Origin of the sequence: Paraburkholderia diazotrophica (assembly GCF_900108945.1) — a bacterium.
GTDB lineage: Bacteria > Pseudomonadota > Gammaproteobacteria > Burkholderiales > Burkholderiaceae > Paraburkholderia > Paraburkholderia diazotrophica.
This window is the reverse complement of sequence record NZ_FNYE01000011.1, coordinates 105,423-122,717: the sequence shown is the minus strand read 5'-3', so window position 1 is coordinate 122,717 and position 17,295 is coordinate 105,423. Positions and strand designations below refer to the sequence as shown.

The following is a 17,295-nucleotide window of genomic DNA, read 5'->3' as shown; positions in this document are numbered from 1 at the left end:
TGAGCTCCTTGATAGACGCGGTGAAAGTACGGTTCAGCCACGGCGCGAAGTGCGCCATGCCTGGGTTCTACGCAACACGCCGTGCGACACGCCGGCGAACAGCAGACATGCAAACGAAGCCGTCACGAGCACGAGCGTCGCCATCGCGGCGGCCGGCCCGATCTGTCCAGCGTCGTCGAGATTGAGGATCGCAACGGATGCAGGCTGCGTGTCGGGCGAATACAGAAACGCAACCGCCGACACCGTCGTCATGCCGTTGACGAACAGGTAGCGCGCGATCTGCAAAATCGACGGCAGGCACACGGGCACCGTGACGCGCCAGAACGTCTTGTAGAAAGGCACTTTCAGCGATGCCGAAACGGCTTCGAACTCGTTGTCGATCTGCCGCAACGCGGTTACGGCCGTCAGATGACTCGACGAGTAGTAATGCACGACCGTCACGATCGCGAGCAGTGCAAGCGTCCCATAGAGGCCATTGAGCGGGTTGGCGGGCGCATTGAAGAGAAAGATGTAGCTGATGCCGAGCACGAGCCCCGGCACGCCCATCGGCAGGATCGCGCAGAGATTGATGAAGCCACGCAGCCAGCGCGGACCGCGCGTCTTCTCGACGAGATACGCGCCGCCGAACACGATCGCCGTGCCGCCGATCGCCACGCACGCCGCCATCTTCAGGCTGTTCATGTACGCGTCGAAAATGCCCGCTGCGATCAGGCCCATCTTGTAGTGCTGCAAGCCGAGGCTCATCTGATACGGCCAGAACTTGACGAACGACGCGAACACCGAAATGCCCACCACGGCGATCATCAACAGGCACACGACGGCGCAATATGCGAGCATCGCCATGTCGAAGCCGCGCGACGGCTTGGGCTGGAACGGCGTCGAGCGCGCGCCGAGCTGCGACTGCTGCTTGCGGCGAATGAAGAAGTCGACGGCAAATGCAACCAGCGCGGGACACAGCAACAGCAAACTGACCACCGCGCTGCGATTGAAATCCTGCAAGCCGATGATGAGCTTGTAGATATCCGTCGACAGCACCGTGTAGGGCCCGCCGATCACAACGGGAACGCCGAAGTCGTTGATGCAGATCGTGAACGACACCATCGTCGCGCTGATCAGGCCGTACTTTGCGCCCGGCAGCGTGATCGTCATGAACTTGCGCAGACGGCGCGTGCCCATCGCGTCGGCGGCTTCGTACAGGCGTCCGTCGGATAGCGACAGCGCCGTCACGAGAATCATCAGCACGTGTGGAAACGCTGCATAGACGAGGCTGCATACGATGCCCGCGAAACCGTAGATCGACTGGCCGTGCAGCAGCGGCTTCAGGATGCCCGAATTGCCGAACCAGTAGATGAATGACACGGCGGATAGCAACGTCGGCGCGAGCAACGGCAGCAGCGCGACCGTGCGCACCGCGTTTTTCATCGGCATGCACGAGCGCGTGAGCGCATAGGCAAAGGTGAATGCCATCGGAATGACGATCGATGTGACCGTGCAGGCGACGGCTAGAGAGTGAAGCGCCGACGTCCACACGGCACTGTTCGCCAGATAGCCGCTGAAGTTCGCAAGCCCGATGAAGCGCCCGTCCGCATCGACGAAGCACTTGCCGATCACGAGCGCAAGCGGCAACAGGAGGAACACGGTAAGCAGCGCACACATCAGCAGAAGCGCAAGCTGTCCGATCCTGTCATGCCAATGCGTGATTTGCCGCACTTCGGCGTGCGCTTCTTCGCCGGCACGGCGTTCGATCAGAACGGCGCTCATTGCAGACGCTCCTTCGCGGCCGTGAACACGCACACGTTTTCGCGGTTGATGGCGAGATCGAAGCGCGCGCCCGTTTGCAGACCCGTGCGGCGCATCTCATGAAACGACAGATCCGCGACGATCTCCTGCCCTGCCAGCCCGTCGACCTTGAAGCTGACACGGCAGAATGCGCCGAGAAATTCGAGCTTTTCGACACGAGCGGCCAGCAGGTTGTCGGGCGCGCCGCCGGGCATGCGAATATGAATGTCTTCGGGACGCACGAATGCGGACACCTTCGAACCGGGCGCGGGCTGTGCCGTGCCGCATCCATAGCGCAAGCCGATCTCGCCCGCCTTCAGCGTGCCGTCGTGCATCACCTCGGCGGGAATCATGTTGACCTTGCCGATGAAATCCGCGACGAAAGGCGACGCGGGCTCGCGATAGATCTCATGCGGCGTGCCGATCTGCTCGATCACGCCATGATTCATCACGACGATGCGATCGGCCATCGACAGCGCCTCTTCCTGATCGTGCGTGACCATGATCGTCGTGACGCCGAGGCGCTGCTGCAACTGGCGAATCTCCTGGCGCAGCCGCACGCGCACGCGCGCATCGAGCGCGGACAGCGGCTCGTCGAGCAGCAAAAGCCCCGGTGAAGTGGCAAGCGCACGCGCGAGCGCAATGCGCTGCTGCTGGCCGCCCGACAACTGGTTCGGATGCTTGCGATGCGCGTCCGGCAAGCCGACCAGCGCGAGCAGTTCATGCACCCGCCCGGCAATCGCTGCGCGCTTCATCTTGCGATTCACGAGGCCGTAGGCGACGTTGTCGAAGATCGTGAGGTTCGGAAACAACGCGTACGACTGGAACACGATGCCGTAGTCGCGAAGCTGCGGCGGCAAACGCGAGATGTCGCGGCCGTCCTGCATGATGCGGCCGGTGCTCTGCGTCTCCAGTCCCGCGATGATGCGCAGCAACGTCGTCTTGCCGCATCCCGACGGCCCCAGAAAACAAAGCATCTCGCCCTTCTTCACGCCGAGATCGATATCCGTCAGAACGGGCGTGTCGTTGAACCGCTTGGAAACCTGCTGCACGCTCAAATAGGCTGTCATCTGTTCCTCCGCCTTCGCTTCTTCTGCCTGCATCGCGGCGGCATGCGCCGCTGCGTCGGTCGAAGCGCGCGAATCACTCATGATTCACGCGCTTCACGCGAGACCCAGTGCTACTTCTGCTCCTTGCTGCCGTAGCGCTTTTGCCAGTCATCGAGAATCGCCTGGCGGTTCTTCGCGGACCACACGAAGTCGTTTTTCACGAGCATTTGCGAATAGTTGTCGGGGATACCGGAGAGCTTGTTCGCGACACCCGGATACGCGACGATCGCCCACCATTGCGCGGTGATTTCATTCGCTTGCCGGCTTGCCATGAAGTCCGCGAGCTTCTTCGCTTCGTCGGGGTGCCTGGTCGTCTTCATCACGCCTGTCGCTTCCATGTCCCAGCCGAGCCCTTCTTTCGGGAAGATCAGATCGATGGGCGCGCCTTGCGCCTGCAGCTCATGTCCGCGGAACTCGAATGAAATGCCGATCGGGAATTCGCCCGTGCCCGCCAGCGTGCAAGGCTTCGAGCCCGAATGCACGTATTGCGCGACGTTCTTGTCGAGCGCATCCATGTACTGCCAGCCCTTCTCTTCGCCGAAGGTCTGCAGCCACGAGGTGACGTCCAGATAGCCCGTGCCCGACGAGACCGGGCTCGGCATCACGATCATCCCTTTGTAGACCGGCTTCGTGAGGTCTTCCCACGAAGTCGGCTTCGGCAAATTGCGCTTCTCCGCCTCGACGCGGTTGTAGCAGATGGTTGCGCCCCACACGTCCATGCCGACCCAATGCGGCGGATTGTTGCTGTCGCTGTACTTGCGCGTGAGGCTGTCGAAACCCTTCGGCTCATACGGCATCAGCATGCCTTGCAGGTCCAGCAGCGTGAGGCTCGATGCGGCGAGGCCGAGCACGACGTCGGCGCGCGGATTGTTCTTTTCGGCCAGCAGCTTCGCCGTGACAGCGCCCGTCGAGTCGCGCACCCAGCGAATCTCGATGTCCGGGTTCGCTTTTTCGAACGCATCCTTGTACGGCTTCATCGCCTCGTCTTCGAGCGCCGTGTAGACCAGCAATTGCGTCTTCGCGTGCGCCAGCTGCACCGCGCCGAACGCCAGCGACGCCGCCACGACACAGCGCGCCGCCACGTTCAGAAGACCTTTGCAACCGTTGAATCCCGCTTGTTCCTTCATCTCCAGACCCCTTGATAAATGGCGTCGCGGCCAGCGACGGAAACGGCCAGTGCTGCGGTATGTGGTTCCACTGCGGTGGTGCCGCCGCGATGGTTCCACTGCGGCTCGATGCTGCACCCTCGTCGACTGCTTCGTTGTTGTCTGTTGTTGACAATCTACAAAACGTCAATTTTAATGTCAAGTATTGCCACACTTTGCCACACAACGCCTCATAACCGATTCCCGGATTACCCTGGTCCAAAGGAGAAACACATGAGCGAATCCCCTGTATCCATCGAAGTGAACGGCCGTCGCTACAACTGGATGCGCAAGCCCGTCGTCGTGGTCTGCGTGGACGGTTGCGCGTACGAATATCTGGAGATGGCCGCCGCCGCCGGCGTCGCGCCCTTCATCAAGAAGCTGTTGCAGCCGGCGACCGCCCTCAAGGGCGACTGCGTCGTGCCGAGCTTCACGAACCCGAACAACCTGTCGATCGTGACGGGCGTGCCGCCTGCCGTGCACGGCATCAGCGGCAACTACTTCTTCGATCGCGAGAGCGGCACGGAAGTGTTGATGAACGACCCGAAGTACCTGGTCGCGCCCACGGTGCTCGCGCGGTTCGCCGACGCGGGCGCGAAGGTCGCCGTCGTCACGGCCAAGGACAAGCTGCGCCGCCTGCTCGGCAAGGGCTTGAAGGGCATCTGCTTCTCGTCGGAGAAAGCGGACGAGGCCACGCTTGACGAGAACGGCATCGACGAGGTGATCGAACTGGTCGGCAAGCCGGTGCCGAGCGTGTACAGCGCGGACCTGTCGGAGTTCGTGTTCGCGGCGGGCGTGCGCCTGCTGGAGACGCGCGACATCGACCTGATGTATCTGTCGACCACCGACTACGTGCAGCACAAGTGCGCGCCCGGCACGCCCGGTGCGAACGCGTTCTATCAGATGATGGACGGCTATCTGCAGCGGCTCGACGAACTGGGCGCCATCGTCGCGATCACGGCCGATCACGGCATGAATGCGAAACACAACGAAGACGGCGAACCCAACGTTATCTATCTGCAAGAGCGCTTCGACGAATGGCTCGGCGACGACAAGGCGCGCGTGATCCTGCCGATCACCGATCCGTATGTCGTGCATCACGGCGCGCTCGGATCGTTCGCGACCGTCTATCTGCCCGCCCTCGCCTCCGCCGATGTCGATGCGCTGCGCCGCAAGCTCGCCGCCGAGCCGGGCATCGAACTCGTGCTCACGGGCGCGGAAGGATGCGCGCGCTTCGAGTTGCCGCCCGCGCGAATGGGCGATCTGATCGTGATCTCGAAGCGCGATGTCGTGCTCGGCACGCGGCGCGTCAAACACGATCTTTCGGGACTCGACGCGCCGCTTCGTTCGCACGGCGGCCTTGCCGAGCAGACCGTTCCGCTGATCTTCAGCCGGCCCGTCGCAAAGTCGGCGGCGCAGCGCGAACGGCTGCGCAACTTCGACATCGTCGACATCGCGCTCAACCATCTTCAGTAACGAGGACACGCCCATGAACGCCATTGCAGACACGACGAAAGGACAATCGCAGGTTCGCCACGAGGCGCTGCGCATCGACGGCGAAAAGATCTATCGCGACGAGGTGATCGATGTTCGAAATCCGTATGACGGCACGCTCGTCGGCACCGTGCCGAAGGCGACACTCGACGACGTGCGCCGCGCGTTCGACGTTGCGCGCGCGTATCGTCCGACGCTCACGCGCTACGAGCGCTCGGCGATCCTGCGGCGCGCGGCCGATGCCGTGCGCTCGCGCACGCACGAGATCGCCGCGCTAATCACGGCGGAAGCCGGCTTGTGCATGAAGGACTCGACATACGAAGCGGGCCGCGTCGCGGACGTGCTCGTGTTCGGCGCGGGCGAGGCGCTGAAGGACGACGGGCAGATCTTCTCGTGCGATCTCACGCCTCACGGCAAGAAGCGCCGCGTCTATACGCAGCGCGATCCGCTGCTCGGCGTGATTTCGGCCATCACGCCGTTCAATCACCCGATGAACCAGGTCGCGCACAAGATCGTGCCGTCCATCGCGACGAACAACCGGATCGTCGTGAAGCCGTCGGAGAAAGTGCCGCTGTCGTGCTATCTGCTCGCCGACATCCTGTACGAAGCCGGCTTGCCCGTTCAGATGCTGCAAGTGGTCACGGGAGACCCGGCCGTGATCGCCGACGAACTCATCACGAATCGCGCGATCGATCTGATCACGTTCACGGGCGGCGTATCGATCGGCAAATCGATCGCGTCGCGCATGGGCTATCGGCGCGCGGTGCTCGAACTGGGCGGCAACGATCCCATCATCGTGATGGAAGACGCCGATCTCGACGAAGCCAGCACGCTCGCCGTAGCGGGCTCGTACAAGAACTCGGGGCAACGCTGCACGGCAATCAAGCGGATGCTGGTGCACGAGGCCGTCGCCGACCGTTTCACCGATCTCGTCGTCGACAAGACGCGCGCGTGGAAATACGGCAATCCCGCCGACACCTCCATCGATATGGGCACCGTGATCGACGAAGCCGCCGCGCGCTTCTGCGAGCGCCAGGTCGACGATGCGATTGCACGCGGCGCGCGTCTGCTCGCCGGCAATCAGCGCGACGGCGCGCTCTATTCGCCGACTGTCGTCGACGGCATCACGCCGGATATGCCGCTCGTCAAATATGAAACGTTCGGTCCCGTATCGCCGATCATGCGTTTCCGCACAATCGACGAAGCAATCCATATGTCGAACAGCACCGACTATGCGCTATCGTCTTCCGTGTGCACGAACCGCTTCGACTACATCACGCGCTTCATTTCGGAACTGGAAGTGGGCAGCGTCAATGTGCGCGAGGTGCCGGGATACCGGCTCGAACTCACGCCATTCGGCGGCGTCAAGGATTCCGGATTAGGCTATAAGGAAGGCGTGCAGGAGGCGATGAAGAGCTTCACCAATACCAAGACCTATTCGCTGCCGTGGTGAACATCTGACGAATCAGATGGCTTTGCGGCCGGCGTGAAGTTCCACACAGGAGGCTATATGCACCTAGGCGTTCCGAAGGAAATAAAGAACCATGAATATCGCGTCGGCCTCACGCCGTCATCCGTGCGCGAGATCGTCGCGCACGGACACACAGTGAGCGTCGAGACAGGCGCGGGCGCGGGCATTGGCGCATCCGACGACGCCTACCGGGCAGCGGGCGCGCAAGTGGCGCCCGACGCCCAGGCGCTATTTTCCGCAGCCGACATGATCGTCAAGGTGAAGGAGCCGCAAGCGCGCGAGCGCGCGATGCTGCGCGAAGGGCAGATTCTCTTCACCTACCTGCACCTCGCGCCCGATCCGCAGCAATGCGCCGATCTCGTCGCGAGCAACGCCGTCTGCATCGCCTACGAGACAGTCACGCAGCCGGGCGGCGGACTGCCGCTGCTAGCGCCGATGTCGGAGGTCGCGGGACGCATGTCGATTCAGGCAGGCGCCTTTTGCCTGGAGCGCGCGCACGGCGGCAAGGGCATTCTGCTCGGCGGCGTGGCAGGCGTTCCATCCGCGAAGATCGTGATCCTTGGCGGCGGCGTGGTCGGCTCCAATGCCGCGCAAATTGCAGTGGGCACGGGTGCGCAGGTCGTCGTCATCGACCGGAACGTCGACGTGTTGCGCCGCATGGACCGGCTGCTTGGTGCACGCGTGGTCACTGTGTATTCGAATCAGGACAACATCGAGCAGCACGTGCTCGACGCCGATCTCGTGATCGGCGGCGTACTGGTGCCCGGCGCGGCCGCCCCAAGGCTCGTCACGCGCAAGATGGTCGACGCGATGCGTCCGGGCTCGGCAATCGTCGACGTGGCGATCGACCAGGGCGGATGCTGCGAGACGGCAAAAGCCACGACTCACGCGGAACCGACGTACAAGGTCGGCGAAGTGGTTCACTACTGCGTGGCCAATATGCCCGGCGGCGTGCCGCGCACGTCCACGTACGCGCTGAACAACGCCACACTGCCCTTTGTCCTCCAGATCGCGGACAAGGGCTGGCGTAAGGCACTCACCGACGACGAGCATTTGCGCCGCGGTCTCAACGTGGCCTTCGGCAAGGTGACGTGTCCGGAGGTTGCGACGGCATTGAGCTACGCATGCGAAGACGCAGGGGCCGTCGCCGCAGGATAACGAATGGTGTGGACCGGGCCGGCCGCCGGATGCTTCGGCGGCCGGCCCGCAACGCTTGCATAGGCATCTACAGGCGCCGGCTGCGGGCATCGGGAGTTCGTCGGCCGGGGGCTTTATTTCCCCTCTTCGGCCTGTGCCGTATCTGCTGCTGGCCACGCCTTGAAAATATCCCGCCAACTGACGATTCCGACCGGCCTGAATTCGCCATCGACAATGGGAATGCACGAGATCGGCTTGTCGAGAAACAGGCTGATTGCCGCTGACACCTCGGCATCGGGCGTGAGCGTGGCGGGCTTACGGCTCATGATCTGATGCACCCGCTTGTTGAGCGTCGCGACATCGCGCGGCGACTCGACGACGCTATCGATGAACGGGCTTATCGCGCGCAACAAATCCCGATCCGACACGACGCCTTGCAGTTGCCCGTCCTCCACCACCAGCAAATGGTGAAAAGCGACTGAGTCGAAGATCTCCTTTACTGTCGCCAACGTGTCGTCAAAACCAACCGTCACGACACGACGCGTCATGATCTCTGCGATTTTCATTTGATGTTCTACCCCGTTCGCCGCTCGCCTCTTCGTCATTGCTTTCCGTTACTGGCTGAACAGGCGCGGCGCGCCAGGCGTGCGATTTAAAGAACGGATTATAGGGTTTTGCCACTTTCCGATTGAAAGAACGTCAGCGAGAAAAAGAAATAGAACGCCCGTCGGCAACCCCGGATGCAAACGTTCGACAGTCTGTCGCTTTCAAGCAAGGGATAACCCGTAATCATCTGGCCTGCCGCCCCTTGCCCGATAAAGGAACCGCACCGCAGCAAAATCGCGATGTCGCATTTGTGACAAAGAAGGTCGACAACAGATGAGAGGCTCAGGATTTTGTCCGGCTATCTTTTGCTCAACGCAAACGAAGCAAGAAACACCTGAATACGCCGTAGGGCATGGGACCGGAGTAAGTGCTCTGCATGGGGCGGGAGTAAGTGCTAAAGCACCAACTTCCGCCGACAGCTAAAGCACCAACTCTGGTCGACTGCTCTGCATGGGACCAGAGTAAGTGCTCCGCACTAACTCTGGTCGACAAGGAGACAACGTGGAAACACTTGCTTTTATCGTCGACAACTTCGCGTCGATCGTCCGGCTCACCGTCGAACACATCGAGATCGTCGGCGTCGGTGTCGGCTTCGCGATCCTCACTGGCGTGCCGCTCGGCATCGCGATCACAGCCAGTCCGCGCGCCGCAAAGATCGTGTTGTACACGGCCGCCATCGTGATGACGATTCCATCCGTCGCGCTGTTCGGCCTGATGATCCCGATTCTTTCCGTGATCGGCCAGGGTATCGGCTTCCTGCCGACAGTCATCGCGCTCTTCCTGTATTCGCAACTGCCCATCGTGCGCAACACGTACACGGCGATCACCAACATCGATCCTGCGTTGCGCGAGGCCGCACGCGGCATCGGCATGACGACGCGCGAGCGTCTGTGGAAAGTCGAGATTCCGATCGCGCTGCCCATCATCATGGCGGGCGTGCGGATGGCCGTCGTGATCAACGTCGGCATTGCAGCCGTCGCCGCGTACATCGGCGCGGGCGGGCTCGGCAAGCTGATCAGCCGCGGCATTTCGCAATCGGACCCGCGCCAGCTGATTGCCGGCGCGATCCTCGTCAGCGTGCTCGCCATAGCCGCCGACTACGGCCTCGCCTGGGTGCAGCGCCTGCTGACGCCGAAAGGCCTGCGCGGGCCGTCGCGCACCGCCACGCTCGCACTGCGTCTCGGCGCATGGGCTTCCCTCCGTAAATCTCCTCGTCACGCGCAATAACCATGATCAAGCTCTCCAACATCACGAAGCGCTATGAAGGCGCAAGCGCCCCGGTGGTCGACGGCATCGACATGGAAGTCGGCGCGGGCGAAATCTGCGTGCTGCTCGGCCCTTCCGGCTGCGGCAAGACGACCACGCTGAAGATGATCAACCGTCTGATCCAGCCGAGCTCGGGCAAAATCTTCATCGACGGCCGCGACACTGATGAATTCGATGTCGTCGAACTGCGCCGCCAGATCGGCTATGTGATCCAGCAGATCGGCCTCTTTCCGAACATGACGGTCGAGGAGAACATCGGCGTCGTGCCGCGTCTGCTCGGCTGGGACAAGGCGAAGACGAAGCGCCGCGCCGCCGAGTTGCTGGAGATCGTCGCGCTCGATCCGTCGATCTACCTGTCGCGCTATCCGAAGGATCTGTCAGGCGGGCAGCAGCAGCGCATCGGCGTGGCGCGCGCGCTGGCAACCGACCCGCCCGTCATGCTGATGGACGAACCGTTCGGCGCGATCGACCCGATCAACCGCGAGCTGATCCAGGACGAGTTTCTGCGTATCCAGCAACAGGTGAAGAAGACGATCATGTTCGTGAGCCACGACATCGACGAAGCGGTGAAGATGGCGGACCGCATCGCGATCTTCAGCGGTGGCAGGCTCGAACAGTTCGATACGCCGGACACGATCCTCGCGCGGCCCGCGAGCCAGTTCATTGCAGGCTTCGTCGGCGCGGATCGTGCGTTGAAGCGGCTGCGCCTCGTGCGCGCAAAGGATGCGTTGTCGGCGTGCGAGTGCGCGGCGCGTGTCGGCGAAAGCAGCGACCGCGCGCGTGCATTGCTCGAACAGCACGGCATCGAACAGATCATCTTGCTCGATGCCACGGACAAGCCGCAAGGCTATCTGAGCGCCGCCGAACTGCGCACGATCGACGGGAACCTGATGGCCGCGCACGCGAATCCGGTGGAGGGCTTCGCGCGCCAGAGCGACGATCTGCGCAGCGTAATTTCGTCGATGTTCGCGCTCGGCCAATCATGGCTGCCGACTGTCGACGACGACGGCCGCTTCGTCGGCTACGTGAATCAGGCGCATATCGTCGACATGCTGCGGCTGCCCTCGGAGACACGCGCATGAACACCCGCAAGAAAGCGCTCTTTTCACGCTGCGTCGCGCTTGCCGCATGCACCGCGCCCGCGCTCGCACACGCCGAAAACCTGCTCGCCTCGATCGGCCAGTATCGCGGCGACATCCTCTACCAGTCGATCCAGCAAATGACGATGGTCGCGATTGCAGGCGGCCTCGCGATTATCGTCGCCGTGCCGCTCGGCATCTATCTGAGCCGCGCGTCGGGCAAGCAGGCGCACGTCGCGCAAGCCGTCCTGCAAACGATCAACGTGGGCCAGGCGGTGCCGAAGCTCGCGTTGCTCGCACTCGCGATGAGCGTGCTCGGCATCGGCCGCTGGCCGTCGATCTTCGGGCTCTGGGTGGCGACCTTGCTGCCGATCGTGTTGAACACGCTCGAAGGCTTGCGCGCCGTCCCTCCCGCACTGATCGAAGCAGCGACGGGCATGGGCATGACGCCCACGCAGATCCTGCTGCGCGTCGAATTGCCGAACGCGCTGTATGTGATCTTCGCGGGCATCCGCACCGCGCTCGCGATCACGGTCGGCACGGCGCCGCTCGCCTTTCTCGTCGGCGGCGGCGGGCTGGGCGAACTGATCTTCACCGGCATCGACATGAACGACTTTTCGATGCTATTGGCGGGCGCGATTCCGACTGCGCTGCTCGCGATTCTCACTGACTTGCTCGTCGGCCAGATGCAGGCGCATCTCGTGTCGAAAGGCGTCAATCCGCAACGCTAGTTCAACCACACGCTAACGCGTTTCTTCGAGGACATCATGAAGACTGCCTTTTTCAAGCGAGCCTGCGCGCTCGTCGCCCTCTCGTTTGCCTCCTCCTGGGCCATCACGTGCGCGGCGGCGAGTGTCGTCGTCGGCGGCAAGAACTTCACCGAACAGCAGTTGCTCGCCGAAATGACGACCGAGCTTTTGCAGGCCAAGGGCTTCGACGTCACGAAAAAAGACGGCATGGGCAGCGCCGTGCTGCGCCAGGCACAGGAAAACGGACAGGTCGACGTGTACTGGGAATACACGGGCACGTCGCTGATCACGTACAACAAGATCAATGACCGCCTTTCGCCCGAAGATACCTACAAGAAGGTGAAAGAGCTCGATGCCGCAAAGGGTCTCGTGTGGCTCGATCCGTCGCGCGCGAATAACACCTACTCGTTCGCGATGAATCAGGACGAAGCGAAGAAGCTCGGCATTGCGACACTCAGCGATCTCGCGAAAGCGATCAAGGCGGGCAAGACGCTCACCTTCGCATGCAACTCGGAGTTCTATGCGCGTCCGGATGGTCTGCGTCCGCTGCAAAAACTCTACGGCTTCGACTTCTCGCAGGACGAAATCAAGCGGATGGATTCGGGCCTCACGTATCAGGCGCTCAAGGACCGTCAGGTTGACATCGCGCTCGTGTTCGCCACCGATGGCCGCGTGCCCGCGTTCAACTTCGTGATTCTCAAGGACGACAAGGGCTTTTTCCCGTCGTATGCGCTGACGCCCGTGATCCGCAAGGCGACGCTCGATGCCAACCCGAAGCTCGGTCCGATCCTGAACGCGCTTTCTGCAAAGCTCGACGCACCGACCATGGCGCGCCTGAACGCCTCCGTCGACGTGCAAAAGAAGTCGTTCAGCGAGGTCTCGCATGACTTCCTGAAGGAAGCGGGTCTGCTCTAACGCATCAAGAACACGCAAACCTGAGAGACAAGAACATGCCTTCCCCTTCTTTCGATACGGCGCGCGGCGGCGCGCTGACGGTTGCAGCCGCGCAGATCGACAGTTCATACGGCGATCTCGATGCGAATCTCGCGAAGCATCTGCGCATGATCGACGAGGCGCGCAAGCGCGCCGTCTCGATGCTGCTGTTCCCCGAGCTGTCGTTATGCGGCCATAGCGCCGGAAAAGACGCATTGCGGCTCGCGATGCGACTCGACCACCCTGCGCTCGCCGCGCTTGCGGAAGCGAGCGTCGACCTGCATACGTCGTTCGGCTTTATCGAAGAAGCGCCCGGCGGCCAGTTCTACAACAGCCAGGCAACGGTGACGCGCGGACAGATCGTGCACGTGCATCGCAAGGTGCAACTCGCGACGTACGGCAAGCTGCGCGACGGTCTCTATTACGCGCCGGGAGCGGAACTCGGCGCATTCGATATCGACAGCCGCTGGCGCATCGCCACGCCGATCTGCAACGACCTGTGGAATCCCGGCCTCGTGCACGACCTGATGTGCGACGGCGTCACGCTGCTCGCGGCTCCCATCAGCTCGGCGCGCGAGGCCGTGGGCGGCGGATTCGACAATCCGTCGTCATGGGAACTGAACCTGCGCTTTTACGCGGTGACGTATGGCGTCGCCGTCGTGATGGCGAATCGCATCGGCACGGAAGGCATGCTCGGCTTCTGGGGCGGCTCACGCATTCTCGATCCGTTCGGCAACACGGTCGCGATGGGCTCGACCACCGAAGAAGAACTGGTTGTCGGCGAACTCGACTTCGCCTCGCTACGCGAAGCACGCTTTCTGCTGCCGACGGTACGCGATTCGCGCGTATTCGCCGAGCGCGGCATTCGCACCACACGTCAACCTGCCACGAACTGAAGCGTCGTCAGCCATGCAAGACTTTCTCCTCACCGAAGAAGACCGCGCGTTTCGCAGCGAAGTGCGCGCCTTTCTGCAACGCGAGCTTGCGCCGCGCGCCGTCGATATCGAAGACCGTCAGGACTGGAACGCCGTCAAACATGTCGTGCGCGCATTGGGCGAAGCGGGCTACTTGCGGCTGATGTTTGCGGATCTCTATCGAGGCTCGCTGAAGAAGCCGGGCCTCACGCACGCAACGATCCTTTCCGAAGAAGCATCGGCGATCAACTACGCGTTCGAAACGACCATTGCGACGGCATTGAGCTGCGCGTATCCGTTGCATCGCCATGCGAGCGCACGGCTGCGCGACACGTACCTGGAGCCGATCCTCGATGGCCGTGCAATCGGCGCGATCTGCGTGACGGAGCCCGGCACGGGCAGCGATTCGGCGGACATGCAGACACGCGTCGAATACGATGCGCGCACCGACGAATGGGTGATCAACGGGTTCAAGCGCTACATCTCGAACGCATCGGTCGCGGACGTGTATATCGTCTACGGCATCACGCCGCGCGATGACGGCGCGAAGCCTGGCGTCACGGCCATCGCCGTGCCGAAGGGCGCGCCGGGCATCAGCTTTCCACGCAACTACACGTTCATGGGACGACGCGGCTGCATCGTCGGTGAAGTGAAATTCGACGATTGCCGCGTCAGCGCCGATCATCTGTTGGGCGAGCCTGGAGACGCTTTCAGGATCATGCGCGGCATGTTCAACTTCGAGCGCGCGATTCTCGGCGGCTCCGGTCTCGGCGTCGCGCGCAGCGCGTTCGAGATTGCGCGCCAGCATGCGCAAAGCCGTAGGACGTTCGGTCAGCTCCTCGGCTGCAAGCAGCTCATCTGGGACAAGATCGCGCAGATGAGCTGGCGCATCGACGCAGCCGAGCTCATCACCTATCGCGCAACGAAGATGTACGACGCGGGCACGGACGGCAAGGCGCTGATGAAGGAAGCGGCCATGGCCAAGCTCGTCGCGACCGAGACCGCGAATTTCTGCGTGAACGAAGCGGTGCAAATCCTGGGCGGCGACGGCCTGACGAAAGAATACGGCCGCACCGAGCAGCTCTATCGCGACGCGCGTGCGCTGACGATCGTCGGCGGCACATCGGAAATGGTGAAGTATCTGATCGCCTCGCGCGATCTGCCGGAACTCAAGATCAACCTTTGACCGTATTCCATTTCCATCATGCTGACTATTACCTCGCTGTTCGACAATACGGTCGCGAAGTATCCGGAGCGTCTCGCGCTCGTCTGCGGCGACACGCACCTCACCTACGCGCAATGGGACGTGCGCGTGCGCGGATTCGCGCAGGCGCTGTTCGATCTGGGCGTGCGGCAGACGGATCGCGTTGCGATCTTCCAGAAGACGTCTGACGCAACGGCGACCGCCTATTTCGCGTGCCAGTTGCTCGGCGCGATTGCCGTGCCGATGAACTATCGTTTGTCCGCGAACGAAGCGGCGTTCATCATTCGCGATGCGGGCGCTCGCGCGCTGATCTACGACGAGTCGATGTTGCCCGTCATCGCCAAGACCGAGCAGGCGCTCCCCGATCTGCGCCTCTACATCTGCGTGACGGGACACGGCGAAGAAGCCGTCGATACATACTCGCCCCTGCACCATCACAACTTCGACGCGCTGATCGACAGCACGCGCCATCGCGACGCGCCGCTGCCCACGCTCGCGCCCGACGACATCTCGGCGCTCGTCTACACGTCGGGCACGACGGGCCGCCCGAAAGGCGCGATCCACACGCATGGCAACGACGTCGCGATCGCGACGAACTGCGTGATGGAGTACAGCCTGACGAGCACCGATGCTGCGTTGCATATCGCCCCGCTCTATCACGTCGGCGGCATGCAGGCGTATTTCATGCCGCATCTGATGGTGGGCGCGGCGAACATCGTGCTGCCCCGCTACGACCCGCAGCGCACGCTGGCCGCGATCGCCCGGCATCGCATCACCACGCTCTTCGCGGTGCCGACGCAGATTCAGGACATGCTGTTCCACCCCACGTTCGCGCAGACGGATCATCGCAGCCTGCGCATGATCACGACGGGCGGCGCGGCCATTCCCGCCGCGACCATGCAGCGTGTGATCGACGAGTTCTGCCCGAACATCTATAACGGTTACGGGATGACGGAAGCGAGCCTCACGTTGCTGCTGCATCCGCGCGATGCGCTGTCGCGCCTCGGCTCGTGCGGCAAGCCGACGTTGATCAGCACGTGCCGCATCGTGACGAACGACCCGGAGCGCGCGGTGCCGCCGACCGAATGCGTCGAAGCGGGCACAGTCGGCCAGTTGATCGTGCGCGGCCCGCAACTGGCGCGCGCATACTGGAACAACCCCGTCGAGACGGCGAAAAAGTTTCGTGACGGCTGGCTCTATACGGGCGATCTCTTCAGCGTCGACGAAGGCGGCTACTTCCACTTCCACGGCCGCGCCGACGACATGATCGTCTCAGGCGGCGAAAACATCTATCCGCGCGAAGTCGAGGAAGTGCTGTATCACTGCCCAGGTGTGCAAGAGGCCGCCGTGATCGGCATACCGGATGCGAAGTGGGGGCAGGCCGTGACGGCGTTCGTCGTGCGCAGCGACACGCAGTTGACGGAGGACGCAGTCATCGCGTTCTGCAAGGCCAGCGACGACCTCGCGCCATACAAGCGGCCGAAGAAAGTGCTGTTCGTCGACAGGCTGCCGCTGAATCCGAGCGGCAAGGTGCTTCGGCGCGAGCTCGCGGCTTCCGTGGCTCAGGACCTCTTGCAAACGGGAACGTAATCATGAATGAACCGGTACTGTACGAATTCGACGGCGGCGTGACGACCATCACGCTGAACCGCCCGGAAACGCGTAACGCGTTGACGGAGATGGAAGTGGTCGATGCGCTCGTCGCGAGTCTCGAGCGCGCGCAAGCCGATCTGTCCGTGCGCGCGATCGTGCTGACGGGAGCAGGCCCGGCGTTTTCGTCGGGCGGCAACATCAAGCACATGCGCGACGAGGTCGGCACCTTCGGCGGCAACTCGGCGCAGATACGGGAGAACTACCGGCGCGGCATCCAGCGCATCCCGCGTGCGTTTCATGAACTGGACGTGCCCTGCATCGCCGCCGTCAACGGCCCGGCGCACGGCGCGGGCTGCGATCTCGCGTTGATGTGCGATATCCGCATCGCTGCGCAAAGCGCACTGTTCGCGGAAAGCTTCGCGAAAGTCGGCATTATTCCCGGCGACGGCGGCGCGTGGCTGCTGCCGCGCGCGATCGGCATGTCGCGCGCTGCCGAAATGATTTTCACGGGCACGCCCATCGACGCCCAATGCGCGCTCGAATGGGGTCTCGTGTCACGCGTCGTGCCCGATGCGCAGTTGCTGTCCGCCGCAAAAGAACTGGCGCAACGGATCGCGAGCAATCCGCCCAACGTGCTGCGCATGAGCAAGCGCCTCATACGCGAAGGTCAGCGGATGGATCTGCCGAGTCTGCTGGAACTGTCGGCGGCGTTTCAGGGCATCGCGCATCGCACGGCGGATCACCGTGAGGCCATCGCCGCGACCTTCGAGAAGCGCGCGCCCAACTACACGGGCGAATGACGCCGGCGCTGGCCTG

Annotated in this window: 15 protein-coding genes; 11 read left to right on the top strand and 4 right to left on the bottom strand. The window is 62.8% G+C overall.

The genetic code is table 11. From position 1 onward, the window contains the following. Positions 1-33: 33 nt before the first annotated feature. The 3 genes from BMW76_RS16275 to BMW76_RS16265 form a co-directional block, all read right to left on the bottom strand. Positions 34-1,761, bottom strand: a complete 1,728-nt coding sequence (locus BMW76_RS16275; RefSeq protein WP_090866747.1) for a putative 2-aminoethylphosphonate ABC transporter permease subunit — start codon at positions 1,759-1,761, stop codon at positions 34-36. Beyond that, a complete protein-coding gene (locus tag BMW76_RS16270) occupies positions 1,758-2,849 on the bottom strand; it encodes a putative 2-aminoethylphosphonate ABC transporter ATP-binding protein (protein ID WP_090866933.1) in 1,092 nt (363 codons plus the stop codon). Before BMW76_RS16270 ends, BMW76_RS16275 begins: the two co-directional genes overlap by 4 nt. Before the next feature lie 110 nt (positions 2,850-2,959). Next, positions 2,960-4,015 (bottom strand): putative 2-aminoethylphosphonate ABC transporter substrate-binding protein, encoded by a 1,056-nt coding sequence (locus BMW76_RS16265; protein ID WP_090866744.1) that lies wholly within the window; start codon positions 4,013-4,015, stop codon positions 2,960-2,962. 252 nt (positions 4,016-4,267) lie between these two features. Between BMW76_RS16265 and phnA the strand changes: the two genes are divergently transcribed. From phnA to ald, 3 genes are read left to right on the top strand one after another with little or no spacing between them, the layout of a single operon-like run. Then, positions 4,268-5,509 (top strand): phosphonoacetate hydrolase, encoded by a 1,242-nt coding sequence (gene phnA, locus BMW76_RS16260; RefSeq protein ID WP_090866742.1) that lies wholly within the window; start codon positions 4,268-4,270, stop codon positions 5,507-5,509. A gap of 13 nt (positions 5,510-5,522) precedes the next feature. Beyond that, positions 5,523-6,980 (top strand): phosphonoacetaldehyde dehydrogenase, encoded by a 1,458-nt coding sequence (gene phnY, locus BMW76_RS16255; protein WP_090866740.1) that lies wholly within the window; start codon positions 5,523-5,525, stop codon positions 6,978-6,980. A gap of 57 nt (positions 6,981-7,037) precedes the next feature. Continuing rightward, positions 7,038-8,156, top strand: coding sequence for an alanine dehydrogenase (ald, locus tag BMW76_RS16250; RefSeq protein WP_090866738.1), 1,119 nt, complete (start codon positions 7,038-7,040; stop codon positions 8,154-8,156). A gap of 113 nt (positions 8,157-8,269) precedes the next feature. Here the strand turns inward: ald and BMW76_RS16245 are convergent, their stop codons facing one another. After that, positions 8,270-8,701 carry a CBS domain-containing protein gene (locus tag BMW76_RS16245; protein WP_090866736.1) on the bottom strand — a complete coding sequence of 144 codons (432 nt, stop codon included), beginning with the start codon at positions 8,699-8,701 and terminating at the stop codon, positions 8,270-8,272. Positions 8,702-9,242: 541 nt separating this feature from the next. Between BMW76_RS16245 and BMW76_RS16240 the strand changes: the two genes are divergently transcribed. The 8 genes from BMW76_RS16240 to BMW76_RS16205 are packed head-to-tail and all read left to right on the top strand — an operon-like array spanning position 9,243 to position 17,279. Further along, entirely contained in the window at positions 9,243-9,968 is a 726-nt protein-coding gene (locus BMW76_RS16240; RefSeq protein ID WP_090866734.1) for an ABC transporter permease, read from the top strand. A gap of 2 nt (positions 9,969-9,970) precedes the next feature. Continuing rightward, positions 9,971-11,089: an ABC transporter ATP-binding protein gene (locus tag BMW76_RS16235; RefSeq protein WP_090866732.1), complete on the top strand. Its 1,119-nt coding sequence runs from the start codon at positions 9,971-9,973 to the stop codon at positions 11,087-11,089. Then, complete coding sequence (locus BMW76_RS16230; RefSeq protein WP_090866730.1) at positions 11,086-11,817, top strand: ABC transporter permease; 732 nt, start codon at positions 11,086-11,088, stop codon at positions 11,815-11,817. The genes BMW76_RS16235 and BMW76_RS16230 overlap by 4 nt, the downstream gene beginning before the upstream one ends. A gap of 36 nt (positions 11,818-11,853) precedes the next feature. After that, positions 11,854-12,750: a glycine betaine ABC transporter substrate-binding protein gene (locus BMW76_RS16225; RefSeq protein WP_090866728.1), complete on the top strand. Its 897-nt coding sequence runs from the start codon at positions 11,854-11,856 to the stop codon at positions 12,748-12,750. Between the two features lie 35 nt (positions 12,751-12,785). Then, positions 12,786-13,664, top strand: coding sequence for a nitrilase-related carbon-nitrogen hydrolase (locus BMW76_RS16220; protein WP_090866726.1), 879 nt, complete (start codon positions 12,786-12,788; stop codon positions 13,662-13,664). Positions 13,665-13,677: 13 nt separating this feature from the next. Beyond that, positions 13,678-14,868 (top strand): acyl-CoA dehydrogenase family protein, encoded by a 1,191-nt coding sequence (locus BMW76_RS16215; RefSeq protein WP_090866724.1) that lies wholly within the window; start codon positions 13,678-13,680, stop codon positions 14,866-14,868. A gap of 18 nt (positions 14,869-14,886) precedes the next feature. Next, entirely contained in the window at positions 14,887-16,476 is a 1,590-nt protein-coding gene (locus tag BMW76_RS16210; protein WP_090866722.1) for a class I adenylate-forming enzyme family protein, read from the top strand. Between the two features lie 2 nt (positions 16,477-16,478). Further along, on the top strand, positions 16,479-17,279 hold the full coding sequence (locus tag BMW76_RS16205; protein ID WP_090866720.1) for a crotonase/enoyl-CoA hydratase family protein: 801 nt from the start codon (positions 16,479-16,481) through the stop codon (positions 17,277-17,279). Positions 17,280-17,295: the final 16 nt, after the last annotated feature.